The organism is Variovorax raffinosi (assembly GCF_051216615.1).
Classification (GTDB): domain Bacteria; phylum Pseudomonadota; class Gammaproteobacteria; order Burkholderiales; family Burkholderiaceae_C; genus Variovorax.
Window position 1 is genome coordinate 361,914 of record NZ_JBPJZR010000002.1, and the last position, 15,674, is coordinate 377,587.

Here is a 15,674-nt window from a genome sequence, read left to right on the forward strand (position 1 = left end):
GTCATTGCAGGTAAGAGGTGGCGCGGCTCAGCGCGTAAAGCAGCAGCAGGTAGAGCGCCATGTCGAACAGCGCCGGATGCCACACCCAGCGGTAGACGCCGGTGGCGGCGAGCAGCCGGCGAACGCCCCACAGGGCCAGCAGTGCGGCAAGGGCCAGCACCATGATCCAGGGCACGTAGAGGCCGTAGAAACTGGCTTCGCCGATCATGCGGAAGCTCCTGGGTTGGGCGCGGCCCGCATGGGCGGCGCTTCGGGAAAAAGATTGCGGCGCAGGCCGACCAGTGCGGTGACAGCCGCGCGCGATGCGGTGGAAGACGATGCATCGCGCGTGGCGAGCACGGCACCGAGTGCCTCGTCGATCTGCGGCAGCAGGTCCGCCGGACGCGGGTTCATGCGGCCTTCGCCGCGCTGGCGGAAAAAGCGCGAGATGCCGCCCAGCAGCGCGGCCGACGTGGCCAGCGGAAGTTGCCCACGCACACGCTGCAGCACGGCGATGTCGGCGCCCATGCGCAGGTCGCGCAGCGCGTCGTTGGCAACCACGCCCTCGACCGTGCCGCCGGCTTGCGCGATGCGCGGCGCGAGCAGGCCGATGCGGTCGAGCATGCGCACGGCGTAGGCATCGCTCTGCGCGTACTGCGGCTGCGACGACGCGGCCATTTCGCCCAGCTCACGCCAGGTGGCACGCTGGATGCGGCGTGCGCTCCAGTCGGCACCGACCGAACGCACGAGCCGCGTGACGCGTGCCGCGACCACCACGCCGACGATCTGCCCGACCATGCCGTTGATGAAGCTCACGAGGTCGGAACTGGCGGTATCGTGCAGCGCGAGCGTGCCGGCCACGCCGAAGACCAGCGCCATCGCGGGCATGAAGTGGGTCGGCCGAGCCAGGTAGACGCCGAGCAGCAGGAACAGCGGCGCGCAGATCACGACGAGCATGCCGAAGTCCTGCACCATGGGCATGAGCACCAGCACGTAGAGGGCCGAGATCGGAATCGAGATCAGCGTCCATTTCAGGAAGCCGTGGATCGCCGGCACCGGGTCGTCCATGGTGGCGAAGAAGCAGCAGAAGACGGCGGCCATCATGGTGGCGGCCGAGCCCATGGGCCAGCCGGTGAGGATCCAGAAGGCACCGCACAGGCAGATGGCGATGACGGCCGCGAGCGCCGACAGCAGCGCCATGCCGTAGTCGCGGTGCAGCGCGCGGCTGCCGAGGGCGGCCGTGCGGCGCAGGGGCGCGGCGCCCTTGAGGCCTTCGTCGATGTCCAGGCGCAACTGGGCGCAGGCGGTCCAGCCATCGACCAGTTCTTCGAGACGGCCGGCGAGGCCGATGCGCAGGGCGCGGCCCCAAGGTGTCTGCTGCGTCGCACTGCCGGAAGAAGGCGCGGTGCTCAGTGCGTTGATGGCGCGGCGCAGGGCTTGCAGGCGTTCGGCGCGGGCGGGGTCGCCGCTCGCGGGCTCTGCTTCTTCGCGCAGCCACTGCGCGGCTTGCGCGAGCACCGCAGCCACATCGGGTGCCAACGTGCCTTCGGCCTGTTCGAGCGCCTGCAGGCGGTCTTCGACGGCCGAGAGCGCGGGCGTGAGCGCGGCCACGCGGTCCTGCATCGCGCGGATCGCACCGGCGGTCCAGCGCAGGTGCGTGGTGTCGAAGGGCACGTGGGTCGAGAGCAGCCGCAGTTGGGTGATGTCACCGGCAAGGCGGCGGCGGTCGTCGTCCAGGCGCTTGGGGTCGGCGTCCTTGCCGCCACTGCGATGGGCGGGCTGGAGCAGGTCGCCGAGCCACTTGCGCGCGTCCTGCAGCGTGCGGTCGAGCAGGCCCAGCACGGTGGGCGCGAGCCCGGTGGGAAGCACGAGGCTGTGGATCAATGTGGCGCAGAAGATGCCCAGGCCGATTTCCTCGACGCGCGCGACGGCGGTGTCGAACAGCACCAGCGGCGTCTGCACCGATGGAAAGCCGATCAGCGCGGCGGTGTAGCCCGCGAGCATGAAGACGTACGAGCGCGGCGTGCGGTCAAACAGCGAGATGCACAGGCACAGGCCGACCCACAGCGCGAGCACCAGGGTCAGCAGCTCGGGCGCGTTGGAGAGAGCGGGCACCATCAGCACGGTCGCCATGCAGCCGATCAGCGTGCCGCAGAAGCGGTACACGGCCTTGGAGCGCACCGCGCCGGCCAGCGGGTGGGCGACGATGTAGGTGGTCATGAGCGCCCAGAACGGGCGCGGCAGGCCGGCGCGGCTGGCCAGGTACATCGCCAGCATGGCGGCGGCGAAGCTCTTGCCGGAAAAGAGAAGCTCCGCGCGGCTGAAGCGCGGCAAACGGAGCGCGGTCATTTACTTGCGCCCTTCCTGCGAGGCCGGAGCGGCGCGGCCGAGCCGCTCCTCGAGCATGGCGAAGACGCGCTGGCAGGCGGCGATGTCGTCGTCGGACGCGCCGTCGAACAGCGTGGCGCGCATCAGGCTCAGGGCAGCTTCGAGGGGCGCGCGGGCAGCCACGCCGGCGGGCGTGAGGTACAGGGTCTTGGCGCGGCGGTCGGCCGGGTCTTCGCGGCGCTCGACAAAGCCGGCTTCCACCAACTGGTCGAGCGAACGCACCAGCGAAGGCCCTTCGATGCCCAGCGCCTCGGCCAGCACGCCCTGGCGCACGCCGTCGTCCATGCGGCCGATCATCACGATCGGCCAGGCCAGCGTCTGCGACACACCGACGTGCGCCACCGCCTTGTCGGCCGCGGCGCGGTAGCCACGCTGCAGCGTCGACAGCGACATGCCGAACGCCATCAGCGCGGATTCGCGCCTTTCTGCCGCCGTGGCGGAGGGTGTGGTGTCGGACATGGAACTTCCAATTAGTTAGCTTGCTATCTATTCTACGGGTAAACCCGGAATGCGCGCAAGCACGCCGCAGCGCCATGCCGCGGGCGAACCCATGGGAAATCGGAAAGAAAAGGAAAAGTGTGAAGCCCGCCGATAAGCCGGATTCTGTGCACCGAAAGCCTCTTGCGAAACCTTCGGCGTGACCGCCATTACTCTGGGCCGTTTGTCGCCAAACGGCTCGATGCCACCTACCCGCCAGCTCAGCGGAACCACCTCAATACTGGCCTACTTGGTGTTGCTGCGCGCAGAGATTGCCCGTTTCACCCGAACTTAATCGGCTCGTCTCTGTTGCTCTGATCCTCACCTCACGGTGGAGAGTCGTTAACTCCTGCGCTGTCCTATGCAGTCCGGACGTTCCTCCAGTGCGCTCTTTCGAGACTTGCACCAGCGGCGGTCTGGCGGGCTTCACGGGGCGGATTATCGCCTCACGCGCGAAAGCGGCTTTTCAGGCGATGCCGCAGAACTCGCGCCGGTACTGCTCGGGCGTGGTCCCAGCCTCGCGCTGGAACATCGCGATGAAGGCCGACGCGGTGCTGTAGCCCAGGTCGAAGGCAATCTCCTGCACCGTGCGGCCGGCCTCCAGCGCATCGATGGCGCGCAGGAAGCGCAGCCGCTGGCGCCAGTCGCCGAAGGACATGCCCAGTTCACGCTGGCACTGGCGCGCCAGCGTGCGCTCGGTCATGTGCACGCTGTCGGCCCATTCGGCCAGCGAGCGGTGGTCGCCGGGGTCGGCCTGCAGCGCTTCGAGCACGGTCACCAGCGCCGAAGATGCAGCGGCCGGCAGGTAGCAGCGCTGCACCTCGGCCACTTCGAGCTGGTCGACCACCACGTGCGCCAGGCGCAGGTCGGCCGGCGTGGTCGGCTCGTGCACGTCGCGCGCGGCGAAGTCGGCCAGCACGCTCTTGATGATCGGGCTGATGCGCACGGTGCAAGGCTCGGCCGGCAGGCGCTCGCACAGGTCGCGCGTGATGTAGATCGAGCGGTAGACGACCGCGTGCCGCAGCGTGCAGCTGTGCACCACCTTCGGCGGAATCCACACCGCGTACTGCGGCGGCGACAGGAAGCGCAGGCCCTCGGTTTCCATCTGCATCGTGCCGTGCGCGGCGTAGTTCAGGTGGCCCCAGGTGTGGCTGTGCGGCGCGGCCCGCACGTCGGCGCCGAACTCGTCGTAGCGGAAATAGAAGGGCCCCGCCTTCCCCTCGACGTTCTGGATCGGTACGAAGCGCGGTGCGGGCGTGGCCATTCGAAACCCCGGGCGAAGAAAAAGAAGGTCCGTAATTCCGGACCATATGTCCTGATTTAGCTATATGCCTCAGGACGGACGCGTCGATGATAGCCCCCACTCCCAAGAAAGCTCCCTCATGTGGCCATACGCCTTCCCTCTGCTCGCCGTCGTCATCTGGTCGGGCAACACCGTCGTCAGCAAGATGGCGGCCGGCACCATCGCGCCGGCCGAGATCAGCTTCTACCGCTGGCTGCTGGCCGCCCTGCTCTTCACGCCGCTGGCGCTGCGACCGGTGCTGCGCAACTGGACGGCCATTCGCCCGCAGATGGGCCGCATCGCGGTGCTCGGCCTGCTGGGCATGGTGGTCTACCAGAGCCTGGCCTACTACGCGGCCTACCTGACCACGGCCACGCACATGGGCATCATCGGCTCGCTCACGCCGATGATGGTGCTGGCGCTGTCGATCCTGCTGCTGGGCCAGCGGCTCACGGCCGGTGCGGTGGCGGGCTCGCTGGTGTCGATCGTGGGCGTGCTGGTGGTGGTGTCGTCGGGCGACCTCGGCACGCTGCTCAAGAGCGGCGCCAACATGGGCGACGGCCTGATGCTGCTGGCCATGCTGGCCTATGCCATCTACGTGATCCTGCTCAAGCGCTGGGGCATGAAGAACGTGCCGGCGCTGCAGTTGCTCTACCTGCAGATCGTGGTGGCCGTGGTGGCGCTGCTGCCGCTGTACCTGCTCACGCCGAGAGTTGGCCTGTCGGCCGCCAACCTGCCGCTGATCGCCTTCGCCGGCCTGGGCGCCTCGATGCTCGCGCCGCTGGTGTGGATGCACACGGTGGCGCACATCGGCCCGAGCCGCGCGAGCATGTTCTTCAACCTGATTCCGCTGTTCACCGCGCTGATCGCCGCCTTCGTGATCGGTGAGTCGCTCGCGGCGTACCACGCGGTCGGCGGCGTGCTGACGGTGGTCGGCGTGCTGCTGGCCGAGCTGTGGAAGGCGCCGCTGCGTAGCCGGCGCGCAATGGCCGGCTCCTGAACTACGGCGTGCCCGCCGCGAACACCTCGATCGCGATGAGATTCGACACCGAGCGGCCCTGCTTCACCTCGTCCGGCACCACGAGGCGTGCAAAGCCGTTGGTGGTCAGGTCCACGCCGTTCATCTGGTAGGCGACCAGCGCGCCCTTGGCGCCGAAGTTCGGATCGATCTCGCCCAGTGACAGCGTGGCCCGGTAGCCGTCGCTGCCGGTCGCCACGGCGTACATGCCGAGCGTGGCGTTCTTGGGCGTCGCGGGCAGGCCCCGGCTGTTGAGCAGCGTCCAGAGATTCACGCCCGTGTAGACGTTGCCGCCGATGGTCAGGGTGGACACCGGCGTCAGGGCCTTCAACGCATTCAGGTCGAAGCTCAACGGCGTGGTGACCTTGCCCGAGATGGCGAACGAGGTCGATACGCCGCCGCCGATACCGGCTGCCGTCGCCGGTGCCGCCACCACGTCGAGCCGCGTCAGGTTCGACACATAGCGCCCGCCCTTCACGTCGCCCGGCGCCGTCACGCGGAACGGCCCGTCGGTCGCACCCAGCGGCGCGGACACGCCCGCCGTGGTCTCGGCGTAGGCGATCGCGCTCTGCTTGTTGCCGAAGTCGGGGCTCAGCTCGCCCAGCGCGAAGACCACCTTGTAGCCATCGGCGCCCGTCGCCAGCAGGTAACGGCTCAACACGTCGTTCTTGCGCGTGCTGTCGACCTGGAGGCCGGCATCGCTCAGCAGCGACCAGAGGTTGGTGCCGGTGTAGGTGTGCGTCTGCGGTCCGCTGCCGCTGGAAAAACTGACGTTCTGGGTGACGGCGGTGCGCACCGCAAGGTCGGCCGCGGTCAGCGCCCCCGGAAGGTCGACGGCACCGCCCAACTGCACGGCCGGAGCCGGCGCAGGCGGCGGGGGAAGAGGCGCTGGCGGTGGCGCCGAGGGCGGCGGAGGCGGTGGAACGATGGGCAGGAAAACTCCGCCGCCATCGCCTCCGCCGCCACACCCCGCGAGCACGAGCGCAGCCACGCCCGACACAAGTCCTTTGGACCAACGCATATCTCAAGTCTCCGTCTTCGATGTATTTTTTCCGACACAGCGAATGTCGCGCTGTCCGCTGTAACCCGGCACCTCGTTCGTCCGAATTAAGGGAAGCAACGTCGCCGTCGGCCCTTGAATGCCCTCTTGCAATCAACGGGCGAATGTACATCGTTGTATTCAATTGAACATATCGAAAGCGATATTCCGCCCCACGCCAGCCGGAGAACCACCATGAAGCACAACACTGGACGCCGCCTTGCCATCGCAGCCGGAACCTCGACCCTGGGGCTGGCCATCGCCCATGCCTTCGGCTGGGGCGTGCGGCCGGCGCAAGCCGCGGAAAGCGCGAAATTCGAGGTCATGCACACCGAAGCGGAGTGGCGCAAGCTGCTCGACGCCAACCAGTTCGCGGTGCTGCGCCAGGAAGGCACCGAGCGGCCCTACACGAGCCCGCTGAACGACGAGCACCGGGCAGGCCGATTCACTTGCGCGGGCTGCGCGCTCGACCTGTTCTCGTCGAAGACCAAGTTCGACAGCAAGACCGGCTGGCCCAGCTTCTGGCAGCCGCTGGACAACGCCGTGGGCGAGCACCAGGACAAGACCTTCGGCATGACCCGCACCGAAGTGCACTGCCGCCGCTGCGGCGGCCACCTGGGCCATGTGTTCGACGACGGCCCCAAGCCCACCGGGCTGCGCTACTGCATGAACGGCGTGGCGATGAAGTTCTCGCCGGGCGCGGCCTGATCAGGCGGCCGCCGCGTCGCTGGCCGAAGCACGCCGGAACCGCCCCGGCGTGATCCCCGCGTGCCGCGTGAACGCGCGGTTGAACGCGGCCTCCGACCGGTATCCGACCGCCTCTCCGATGCTGGCCGTGTCCTGCCCGCCCCGCCCACCCTGCACGAGCAGGCGCGAGGCCAGCTCCATGCGCAGCGTCGTCAGGAATTCGAGCGGCCCCGTCCCCACCCGCCGCGTGAATTCGCGTGCGAAGGTGGCGCGCGAGAGGTGGCAGCGCGCGGCCAGCGATGCCACGGTCCAGGGCGCCTCTGGCTGCCCCAGCATCGCCTGCAGGCCGGGGGCCAGACGCGGGCTGGCCATGAGGCCGAGCACCCCGGTCAGCTCGGGCCGCGTCTCCAGGTGCCCGCGCACCGCCAGCGTGAACAGCGTGCCCGACAACTGCGCCACGATGGCCGCGGCGCCCGCGCGCTGCTGCGCGATCTCCTCAGCCATGAGCCGCACCAGCCCTTCGAGCCAGGCGAACTCGGGGTGGTCGGCGAAGGCGATCACCATGGGTTCGGGCAGCGCCTCGAGCAGCACGCTGCGCTGGCGGCCGGGGAATTCGAACTCGCCGCAGAGGATGTCGGTGTCCGCTTTCTCGGGCCGCCGGAGGTTGGTCTTGAGATCGAACAGCTCGCCCGTGCGCCGCCGGATCGCACGGCCCTCGCCTTGCAGGCCCACAGTGCGCAGCACATGCGCCGGCCCGCGCGGCAGGATCACGAAGCTGCCCGCCTCCAGCGGCACCAGCGTACGGCTTGCGGGCAGCCAGAGTTCGCAGCGCCCGCGCAGCACGATGTGAAAGGGCGCGCGCCACGGGCCGATGGCCTCGTGCGGAGCGGCCCAGTCCTCGCCGAACAGGCAGCGCAGGTCCATGCGCCCGCGCAGGCCGAGCCAGTCGACGAGTTCGCTCAAGGGATCGGGGTGCGAATTCATTTGAGACGGTGGAGCAAATTTCAGAATGCTTTGAGCATTCAAAATCTTACCCCTGGCGCCCAGAATTCATCCACCGATCCTTCTTAGAGGTGAACAGAATGACTTCCGAGCGCGCCCCCATTCCCGTTTCCTATTTCAGCATTGCCGTCGGTGTGCTGGCGCTGGGCAATGCCTGGCGCGTCGCGGTGCCGCTCTGGCATTTGCCGCAGGACATCGCAACTTTCGTGACCTGGAGCGGCATCGCAGTGTGGCTCGCGCTGCTGGCGCTCTACGCCCACAAGTGGCTGCGCCACGGCGACGCGGCGCGCGCCGAGATGAACCACCCGGTGCAGTCGTCGTTCGCGTCGCTGGTGCCGCTGTCCAGCATGCTCGCGGCGATGGCGCTGCTGCCCTACGCACGGGCCGTGGCGCTGGCCGTGTTCGCGGTGTCGATTGCCGCGTCGCTCGTGCTTGGCCTCTGGCTCTACGGGCGCACATGGCAGGGCGGGCTCGCACCCGAACTCGTCACGCCGGCTTTCTACCTGCCGGCGGTCGGGCAGAACTTCGTGGCTGGCACGGCCGCGGCGGCCTTCGGCTGGCCGCAACTGGGCATGTGGTTTTTCGGCGCGGGGCTCTTCTCCTGGCTGGCCATCGAATCGCTGATCCTCGGGCGCGCAGCGACGCGCGAGCCGCTGCCCGAAGCGCTGCGCCCCCTGCTGGGCATCCAGCTCGCACCGCCGGTGGTGGGCGGCATCACGTACCTGAGCCTGAACCACGGCGTGCCCGACCTCTTCGCGCAGGTGCTGCTCGGCTACGGCCTGTTCCAGGCGCTGCTGCTCCTGCGCCTCTTGCCGTGGATCGCAAGGCAGCCTTTCGCGCCGTCGTACTGGGCCTTCACCTTCGGCGTGGCGGCGCTGCCGACCCTGGCCATGCGCCTGGTCGCGGCCGGCGCCACCGGGCCCGTCGAATGGGTCGCGCCGGTGGCCTTCGCGGCGGCCAACGCGATCATCGGGTTCCTGGCGCTCAGGACGATCGCGCTGCTGCTGAACGGCCGGCTTTTTCCTGTGGCGACACCCTCGCGCTGAGGCGGTCGCGGGCTGGGCTCTCAAGCCGATGTGGCTTTGCCGCTTGGCTTGACTTGCCCCCGCCCCGGGGGCGCCACAATGCGCGCTGTCCGTCCGACAAACGCATTGATCCAAGGAGATTCCATGAAGGCCCAGAACATCCTCCAGACCATCGGCAACACGCCACACATCCGCATCAACCGGCTGTTCGGCAATGCGAAGCAGCAGGTCTGGGTCAAGTCCGAGCGCGCCAACCCGGGCGGCTCGATCAAGGACCGCATCGCGCTGTCGATGGTGGAAGACGCCGAAAAAAGCGGCGCGCTCAAGCCCGGCGGCACCATCGTCGAGCCCACATCGGGCAACACCGGCATCGGCCTGGCCATGGTGGCCGCCGTCAAGGGCTACAAGCTGATCCTGGTGATGCCCGACAGCATGTCCGTCGAGCGCCGCCGCCTGATGCTGGCCTACGGCGCCACCTTCGACCTCACGCCGCGCGCCGGCGGCATGAAGGCCTCCATTGCCCGTGCCGAGGAAATCGTGGCCGGCACGCCCGGCGCGTGGATGCCGCAGCAGTTCAACAACCCCGCCAACATCGACGTGCACGTGCGCACCACGGCCGAGGAAATCGCGGCCGACTTCCCCGACGGCATCGACGTGATCATCACCGGCGTGGGCACCGGCGGCCACATCACGGGCGTGGCGCGTGTGCTCAAGAAGAAGTGGCCCAAGCTGCAAGTGTTCGCGGTCGAACCCGTCGCTTCGCCGGTGATCTCGGGCGGCGCGCCGGCACCGCACCCGATCCAGGGCATCGGCGCGGGCTTCATTCCGAAGAACCTCGACACCTCGCTGCTCGACGGCGTGCTGCAGGTCGATGCCGAACCGGCCCGCGAAATGGCCCGCCGCTGCGCGCGCGAAGAAGGCCTGCTGGTCGGCATTTCGTCGGGCGCCACGCTCGCGGCCATCGCGCAGAAGCTGCCCTCGCTGGCACCTGATGCGGTGGTGCTGGGCTTCAACTACGACACCGGCGAGCGCTATCTCTCGGTCGAAGGCTTTCTGCCCGCCTGATCGGGCCATCGGCCAGCTATCGCTTTCATAGCGCCCCCGGCGCTTAAAATGCGCGGTCTGCTTGATAACCACAAGCCACCGACATGCTGCGAATATCCGAACTCAAACTCCCGCTCGACCACGCGCCCGAGGCGCTGGCCACACTGATCGCCAGGACGCTCGACGTCCCACCCGAGGCGATCGCCTCCCACACCGTCTACAAACGCAGCTTCGACGCGCGCAAGGTCGAGCTGCTCACGGTCTACATCTGCGACGTGCAGTTGGCCGATGCCAAGCTCGAAGCGTCTCTGCTCGCAAAGCACGCCGGCCATCCGCACATCCAGCCCGCGCCCAACATGGTCTACACGCCGCCGGCCAACGCGGCCGAAGGCACGGCACGGCCGGTGGTGATCGGCTTCGGCCCCTGCGGCATCTTCGCGGCGCTGATGCTCGCGAAGATGGGCTTCAGGCCCATCGTGCTCGAACGCGGCAAGACCGTGCGCCAGCGCACCCGCGACACCTGGGGCCTGTGGCGCAAGAGCGTGCTCAACCCCGAGTCGAACGTGCAGTTCGGCGAAGGCGGTGCTGGCACTTTTTCGGACGGCAAGCTCTACAGCCAGATCAAGGACCCGCGCTTCCTCGGCCGCAAGGTGATGGAAGAGTTCGTCAAGGCCGGTGCGCCGCCTGAAATCCTGTACGTCGCGCATCCGCACATCGGCACTTTCAAGCTGGTGAAGGTGGTCGAGAACATCCGCGAGCAGATCGTCGCGCTCGGCGGCGAGATCCGCTTCGAGCAGCGCGTGACCGACGTGCAGATCGAGAACGGTCATTTGCGCGGCCTCACAGTGCTCGACCAGACCACCGGCACCAGCAGCGAGCTGCGCGCCGACCATGTCGTGATGGCGCTGGGCCACAGCTCGCGTGACACCTTCGAGATGCTGCATGCGCGCGGCGTGCACATCGAGGCCAAGCCTTTCTCCATCGGCTTTCGCGTCGAGCATCCGCAGGGCCTCATCGACCGGGCACGCTGGGGCCGCCATGCGGGCCACCCGCTGCTCGGCGCGGCCGACTACAAGCTGGTGCACCACGCCAGCAACGGCCGCTCGGTCTACAGCTTCTGCATGTGCCCCGGCGGCACCGTGGTCGCGGCCACCAGCGAGCCGGGCCGCGTGGTCACCAACGGCATGAGCCAGTATTCGCGCAACGAGCGCAATGCCAATGCGGGCATCGTGGTGGGGATCGATCCGAAAGACTTCCCCGGCGATGCGCTCGCCGGCATCGCCCTTCAGCGCCAGCTCGAATCCAACGCCTATGTGCTCGGCGGCAGCAACTACCACGCGCCCGGCCAGCTCGTCGGCGACTTCATCGCCGGCAAGCCATCGACCGCGCTCGGCAGCGTGACGCCGTCGTACAAGCCCGGCGTGACGCCAACCGATCTGCACCAGGCCCTGCCCGCCTATGCCATCGAGGCCATGCGCGAAGCCTTCCCCGCCTTCGGCCGCAAGATCAAGGGCTTCGATACGCACGACGCGGTGCTCACAGGCGTTGAAACGCGTACCTCGTCGCCCATCCGCATCACGCGCGGCGACGACTTCCAGAGCCTGAACGTGCGGGGCCTCTACCCCGCCGGCGAAGGCGCGAGCTACGCGGGCGGCATCCTCTCGGCCGGCGTCGATGGCATCAAGGTCGCCGAAGCCGTGGCGCACGGCGTGCTGGCCGAAGCCGAACAGGCACGCACCGCCTGATGCAGACCATGACGAGTTCTTCGCCCCTGCATTTCGCGCGCCCCACCGCTGGCCAGCTCACCGTCGCCACGCTGGCGATGGCGGCCGTGGTGCTGGCCTCCAACATCCTCGTGCAGTTCGCCATCAACGACTGGCTGACCTGGGGTGCCTTCACCTATCCGGTGGCCTACCTCGTGAGCGATCTCGTCAACCGGCGCTTCGGTCCCGGCATGGCGCGGCGTGTGGCGTGGGTGGGCTTCGCGGTGGCGGTGGTGGTGTCGCTGCTGCTCGCGCCGGCGCGCATCGCGGCCGCTTCGGGGCTGGCCTTCATCGCCTCGCAACTGCTCGACATCGGCATCTTCAACCGCTTGCGCCAGGGCCTCTGGTGGCGCGCGCCGCTGGTCGCCACCGTGATCGCGGCCGTGCTCGACAGCATCGTGTTCTGGGGCATCGCCTTCGCCGGCACCGACGGCCCATGGCTCACCTGGGCGCTGGGCGACCTCGGCGTGAAGCTGGGCGTCGGCGTGCTGATGCTGCTGCCGTTCCGCCTGCTGATCGGACGGCAGCAGGCCACGCGCACCGCCGCCAACGCCGGATGAAGACGTGCCACGCGCTCCTGCTCGCGGCGCTGCTCGGTCCGGGCCTTGCCACGGCCGCCGAGTTCGTCATTCCGAAGCTGTCGGCGGCGTATGCCGCGCGCATCGTCGTCGCCCACTGCGACGACACCCAGTGTTCGGGCCCGGCCACCATCGAGCTGATCGACGCGAAGACGCATGCCACGGTCCAGCGCTTCGAGAGCGATGACATGAGCATCCTGCTGGACAAGAAGCGCCGGCCCGCCGTCAACACCACGCAGCTCTACAGCGACCAGAGCGCACTGATCGTCGACGACTTCAACTTCGACGGGCAGGACGACCTGGCGATTCGCAACGGCAACAACAGCAGCTACGGCGGTCCGTCGTACGACGTGTACGTCTACAACCGCACGCGCAAGGCCTTCGTGCCGAGCGCGGACCTGACCGGGCTGGCCACGTCGACACTGGGCATGTTCCAGGTCGACCACCAGCGCAAGCGGCTCGAAACCCTCGAGAAGTCGGGCTGCTGCTGGCACCTGAGCACCCAGTACGCGGTGGTTCCCAAGGTCGGCCTGCAGAAGGTCTACACCCGCGAAGAAGCGATGGCGACCGACGGCGAGCACCTGGACATCACCGAAGGCCGGCTCGTGAACGGCCGCTGGAAAACCAGCACCCATCGCGAAGCGGTGAAACAGGACGACAAGCACTGACGCGAAGGCGCATGCTCACCACCCCCATGTCCCACAACGACACCACCGACTTCCACTTCTACGAGCCCGCCAAGGGCCACGGCCTGCCGCACGACCCGTTCAACGCGATGGTCGGGCCGCGGCCAATCGGCTGGATCTCGTCGCAGGACGAACACGGCGTGCTCAACCTCGCGCCCTACAGTTTCTTCAACGCCTTCAACTACACGCCGCCGATCGTCGGCTTCGCCAGCATCGGCGCAAAGGACAGCCTGCACAACATCCGCCAGACGCGGGAGTTCGGCTGGAACCTGGCCACGCGCCCGCTGGCCGAGCAGATGAACCGGTCGTGCGCGGCCGTGCCGCCCGAGGTGAACGAGTTCGAGCTTGCGGGCCTCACGCCCGCGGCCTCGCAACGCATCGCGGTGCCGCGCGTAGCCCAGAGCCCGGTGTCCTTCGAATGCCGGCTGACGCAGCTCATTCAGCTCGAAGGCCTCGACGGCGCGCCCGTGCAAACCTGGCTGATCCTCGGTGAAGTGGTGGGCGTGCACATCGCGCGCCACCTGCTGAAAGACGGCATCTACGACACTGCCGCTGCGCAACCCATCCTGCGCGGCGGTGGTCCGGCCGACTACTTCGAGATCAGCCCCGACAATATGTTCAAGATGTTCCGCCCGCGCTGAGCGCCGGAACCCTTTCTTTTTTTGCTTGCCGCCAACCTGACACACCCCGATCGATGACCGATACCGCCACGCCCCAAGAAACCCAGGAAGTCCGCGAAGTCACGGAAGACACGGGCAGCTCCGCACCGCAGCAGCAAGAGCAGCAACAACAGCAACAGCCGCGCGGCGGCAAGGGCCGCGAGGGCCGCGAAGGCCGTGCACCGCGCAACGGCCAGCAACGCCAGCAGCAGAAGGCCAAGCAGCCGCAGGGACAACAGCAGCAACAACAGCAACAACGCCCGTCGCGCAAGGTCCACCCTGCGCTCGAGAAGCTGTTCGCGCTGTACCCGAAGATGTTCGGCGCGCACTTCCTTCCGCTCAAGCTCGGCGTGTACCAGGACCTGCTGGCCCAGCACCCCGACGACTTCAAGAAGGAAGACCTGAAGGTCGCGCTGGGCCTGCACGCCCGCTCCACCCGCTACCTCGAAGCAGTGGCCGCCGGCCACCAGCGCCACGACCTGCAGGGCGTGCCCGTGGAGCCAGTGGCACCCGAGCATGTGCACCACGCCATCCTCGAAGTGTTCAAGCGCCGCCAGGCCCGCTCGAACGAAGACCTGCGCCCCCATGTGGTGACGCGCATCATCGCGGCCATCGAAGCCTCGGGCCTGGGCCGCGACGCCTATGCCGAACGCGTGCGCACGCAGGACGAAACCAACAACGCCCTGCTCGACGAAGCCGTGGCCGAACTGGGCCGCCAGGCCGCCAAGCGCGAGGCGCTGTTCCGCGCCTTCACGGCCAGCGGACGCAGCGAAGCCGAGTTCGCCGAGATGTACGGCATGGACCCGGTGGAAGTGGCGCACACGCTGGAGCGCGTGCGACGTGACCAGGCGGCGGCCGATGCGGCGGCGGTTGCTGCTGCAGCAGCGGTGGCTGCAGCCAGCACCACCAGCGCCACCGAAGAAGCAGACACCAACAGCGACACGGCCGCGTCCTGACGGACACCGGGCGAATCAATCGCCCATGAAAAAGCCGGCGCATGCGCCGGCTTTTTCATGTCCGCCTGAGCGGGATCGCTGCTCAGCGTTGCGCGTTCTGCAGCGCCGCAATGCGCTCTTCGATCGGCGGGTGCGTGGCAAACAGCTTGCCGATGCTGCCCGTGATGCCCATGGCTTCCACGGCCTTCGGCAGTTCACCGGCCGGCAGGCCACCCAGGCGCGCGAGCGCGTTGATCATCGGCTGCTTCTGGCCCATCAGCGCGGCCGCACCGGCGTCGGCGCGGAACTCGCGGTGGCGCGAGAACCAGGCCACCACCATCGCCGCGGCAAAGCCCAGCACGATGTCGAGCACGATGGTGCTCACGTAGTAGCCGATGCCGGGGCCCGACGAGCGGTCGTCGCCGCGGCGCAGGAAGCTGTCGACCGCATAGCCGATCACGCGCGAGAGGAACACGACGAAGGTGTTCATCACACCCTGGATGAGCGTCATCGTGACCATGTCGCCGTTGGCGATGTGGGCCACCTCGTGGCCGATCACGGCCTCGACTTCTTCGCGCGTCATGCCTTGCAGCAGGCCGGTGGACACGGCCACCAGCGACGAGTTCTTGAAGGCACCGGTGGCGAATGCATTGGGCTCGCCCTCGAAGATCGCGACCTCGGGCATGCCGATGCCGGCCTTGTCCGCGAACTTGCGCACGGTGGCGACGATCCAGGCCTCATCGGGCGACTGGGGGTTGTCGATCATGCGCAGGCCGGCCGTCCACTTGGCCATGGGCTTGCTGATGAGCAGCGAGATGAAGGCACCGCCGAAGCCCATGATCAGCGCGAAGCCGAGCAGCGCCGACAGGTTGAGCCCGTTGCTCGTGAGGAAGCGGTTGACGCCCAGCAGGCTGGCGACGATGCCGAGCACAGCGACGACCATCACGTTGGTCAGGACGAACAGAAGGATACGTTTCAAGTTGAATTCTCCGTGGGGAACACTGCAGCCCAGATGAGGGCCCGCGGGCCCACTTCAAGCGATGCACCGCCTGCAGGCCCTGAGTGTGTGTTGTTATGCGTTCTGGGGCGCTACCGAATGGCGGCATCCGGTA

The 15,674-nt window shown here is 68.1% G+C and carries 16 protein-coding genes and 1 other RNA gene; 9 read left to right on the forward strand and 8 right to left on the reverse strand.

From position 1 onward, the window contains the following. Nucleotide 1 precedes the first annotated feature (1 nt). From ACSFB7_RS07775 to ACSFB7_RS07795, 5 genes are all read right to left on the reverse strand, one after another. Complete coding sequence (locus ACSFB7_RS07775) at nt 2-208, reverse strand: DUF1656 domain-containing protein (protein ID WP_435468708.1); 207 nt, start codon at nt 206-208, stop codon at nt 2-4. Beyond that, the gene (locus ACSFB7_RS07780) at nt 205-2,328 is read right to left on the reverse strand and encodes an FUSC family protein (protein ID WP_435468710.1); all 2,124 of its coding nucleotides are present in this window, start codon (nt 2,326-2,328) and stop codon (nt 205-207) included. Before ACSFB7_RS07780 ends, ACSFB7_RS07775 begins: the two co-directional genes overlap by 4 nt. After that, complete coding sequence (locus ACSFB7_RS07785) at nt 2,329-2,826, reverse strand: MarR family winged helix-turn-helix transcriptional regulator (RefSeq protein ID WP_435468712.1); 498 nt, start codon at nt 2,824-2,826, stop codon at nt 2,329-2,331. Between the two features lie 117 nt (nt 2,827-2,943). Next, an RNA gene (rnpB, locus tag ACSFB7_RS07790) (RNase P RNA component class A) lies at nt 2,944-3,272 on the reverse strand. Nucleotides 3,273-3,310: 38 nt separating this feature from the next. Further along, nucleotides 3,311-4,108, reverse strand: coding sequence for an AraC family transcriptional regulator (locus ACSFB7_RS07795; RefSeq protein ID WP_435468714.1), 798 nt, complete (start codon nt 4,106-4,108; stop codon nt 3,311-3,313). Nucleotides 4,109-4,226: 118 nt separating this feature from the next. On the opposite strand from ACSFB7_RS07795, the gene ACSFB7_RS07800 reads away from it, so the two are divergent. Further along, nucleotides 4,227-5,126, forward strand: coding sequence for a DMT family transporter (locus ACSFB7_RS07800; RefSeq protein ID WP_435468716.1), 900 nt, complete (start codon nt 4,227-4,229; stop codon nt 5,124-5,126). A 1-nt stretch (nt 5,127) separates the two neighbouring features. Here the strand turns inward: ACSFB7_RS07800 and ACSFB7_RS07805 are convergent, their stop codons facing one another. Next, the gene (locus ACSFB7_RS07805; RefSeq protein ID WP_435468718.1) at nt 5,128-6,165 is read right to left on the reverse strand and encodes a molybdopterin-binding oxidoreductase; all 1,038 of its coding nucleotides are present in this window, start codon (nt 6,163-6,165) and stop codon (nt 5,128-5,130) included. 213 nt (nt 6,166-6,378) lie between these two features. Here ACSFB7_RS07805 and msrB point away from each other — a divergent pair, with 213 nt between their 5' ends. Further along, a complete protein-coding gene (gene msrB, locus ACSFB7_RS07810) occupies nt 6,379-6,891 on the forward strand; it encodes a peptide-methionine (R)-S-oxide reductase MsrB (protein WP_435468720.1) in 513 nt (170 codons plus the stop codon). On the opposite strand, the gene ACSFB7_RS07815 is transcribed toward msrB, so the two are convergent. After that, the gene (locus tag ACSFB7_RS07815; protein ID WP_435468722.1) at nt 6,892-7,833 is read right to left on the reverse strand and encodes an AraC family transcriptional regulator; all 942 of its coding nucleotides are present in this window, start codon (nt 7,831-7,833) and stop codon (nt 6,892-6,894) included. Between the two features lie 119 nt (nt 7,834-7,952). Here ACSFB7_RS07815 and tehA point away from each other — a divergent pair, with 119 nt between their 5' ends. The 7 genes from tehA to ACSFB7_RS07850 all read left to right on the forward strand — a co-directional run bounded on the left by tehA (nt 7,953) and on the right by ACSFB7_RS07850 (nt 14,583). Beyond that, nucleotides 7,953-8,918, forward strand: a complete 966-nt coding sequence (gene tehA, locus ACSFB7_RS07820; protein WP_435468724.1) for a dicarboxylate transporter/tellurite-resistance protein TehA — start codon at nt 7,953-7,955, stop codon at nt 8,916-8,918. A gap of 123 nt (nt 8,919-9,041) precedes the next feature. Continuing rightward, on the forward strand, nt 9,042-9,962 hold the full coding sequence (gene cysK / locus ACSFB7_RS07825; RefSeq protein WP_435468726.1) for a cysteine synthase A: 921 nt from the start codon (nt 9,042-9,044) through the stop codon (nt 9,960-9,962). An 83-nt stretch (nt 9,963-10,045) separates the two neighbouring features. Beyond that, nucleotides 10,046-11,686 carry an NAD(P)/FAD-dependent oxidoreductase gene (locus tag ACSFB7_RS07830; protein WP_435468727.1) on the forward strand — a complete coding sequence of 547 codons (1,641 nt, stop codon included), beginning with the start codon at nt 10,046-10,048 and terminating at the stop codon, nt 11,684-11,686. Nucleotides 11,687-11,763: 77 nt separating this feature from the next. Then, on the forward strand, nt 11,764-12,264 hold the full coding sequence (locus ACSFB7_RS07835) for a VUT family protein (protein WP_435469947.1): 501 nt from the start codon (nt 11,764-11,766) through the stop codon (nt 12,262-12,264). Then, on the forward strand, nt 12,261-12,950 hold the full coding sequence (locus tag ACSFB7_RS07840; protein WP_435468729.1) for an FG-GAP repeat protein: 690 nt from the start codon (nt 12,261-12,263) through the stop codon (nt 12,948-12,950). Before ACSFB7_RS07835 ends, ACSFB7_RS07840 begins: the two co-directional genes overlap by 4 nt. Nucleotides 12,951-12,976: 26 nt before the next feature. Next, complete coding sequence (locus tag ACSFB7_RS07845) at nt 12,977-13,609, forward strand: flavin reductase family protein (protein ID WP_435468731.1); 633 nt, start codon at nt 12,977-12,979, stop codon at nt 13,607-13,609. Between the two features lie 53 nt (nt 13,610-13,662). Beyond that, the gene (locus ACSFB7_RS07850; RefSeq protein ID WP_435468733.1) at nt 13,663-14,583 is read left to right on the forward strand and encodes a ProQ/FINO family protein; all 921 of its coding nucleotides are present in this window, start codon (nt 13,663-13,665) and stop codon (nt 14,581-14,583) included. A gap of 82 nt (nt 14,584-14,665) precedes the next feature. On the opposite strand, the gene htpX is transcribed toward ACSFB7_RS07850, so the two are convergent. Continuing rightward, entirely contained in the window at nt 14,666-15,541 is an 876-nt protein-coding gene (gene htpX / locus ACSFB7_RS07855) for a protease HtpX (protein ID WP_435468735.1), read from the reverse strand. Between the last annotated feature and the right edge of the window lie 133 nt (nt 15,542-15,674).

What these genes read in the sequence shown, in the direction of transcription:
- ACSFB7_RS07775 (WP_435468708.1), bottom strand. Translation starts at nt 208, where the DNA reads ATGATCGGCGAAGCCAGTTTCTACGGCCTCTACGTGCCCTGGATCATG.
- ACSFB7_RS07780 (WP_435468710.1), bottom strand. Translation starts at nt 2,328, where the DNA reads ATGACCGCGCTCCGTTTGCCGCGCTTCAGCCGCGCGGAGCTTCTCTTT.
- ACSFB7_RS07785 (WP_435468712.1), bottom strand. Translation starts at nt 2,826, where the DNA reads ATGTCCGACACCACACCCTCCGCCACGGCGGCAGAAAGGCGCGAATCC.
- ACSFB7_RS07795 (WP_435468714.1), bottom strand. Translation starts at nt 4,108, where the DNA reads ATGGCCACGCCCGCACCGCGCTTCGTACCGATCCAGAACGTCGAGGGG.
- ACSFB7_RS07800 (WP_435468716.1), top strand. Translation starts at nt 4,227, where the DNA reads ATGTGGCCATACGCCTTCCCTCTGCTCGCCGTCGTCATCTGGTCGGGC.
- ACSFB7_RS07805 (WP_435468718.1), bottom strand. Translation starts at nt 6,165, where the DNA reads ATGCGTTGGTCCAAAGGACTTGTGTCGGGCGTGGCTGCGCTCGTGCTC.
- msrB (WP_435468720.1), top strand. Translation starts at nt 6,379, where the DNA reads ATGAAGCACAACACTGGACGCCGCCTTGCCATCGCAGCCGGAACCTCG.
- tehA (WP_435468724.1), top strand. Translation starts at nt 7,953, where the DNA reads ATGACTTCCGAGCGCGCCCCCATTCCCGTTTCCTATTTCAGCATTGCC.
- cysK (WP_435468726.1), top strand. Translation starts at nt 9,042, where the DNA reads ATGAAGGCCCAGAACATCCTCCAGACCATCGGCAACACGCCACACATC.
- ACSFB7_RS07830 (WP_435468727.1), top strand. Translation starts at nt 10,046, where the DNA reads ATGCTGCGAATATCCGAACTCAAACTCCCGCTCGACCACGCGCCCGAG.
- ACSFB7_RS07835 (WP_435469947.1), top strand. Translation starts at nt 11,764, where the DNA reads ATGGCGGCCGTGGTGCTGGCCTCCAACATCCTCGTGCAGTTCGCCATC.
- ACSFB7_RS07840 (WP_435468729.1), top strand. Translation starts at nt 12,261, where the DNA reads ATGAAGACGTGCCACGCGCTCCTGCTCGCGGCGCTGCTCGGTCCGGGC.
- ACSFB7_RS07845 (WP_435468731.1), top strand. Translation starts at nt 12,977, where the DNA reads ATGTCCCACAACGACACCACCGACTTCCACTTCTACGAGCCCGCCAAG.
- ACSFB7_RS07850 (WP_435468733.1), top strand. Translation starts at nt 13,663, where the DNA reads ATGACCGATACCGCCACGCCCCAAGAAACCCAGGAAGTCCGCGAAGTC.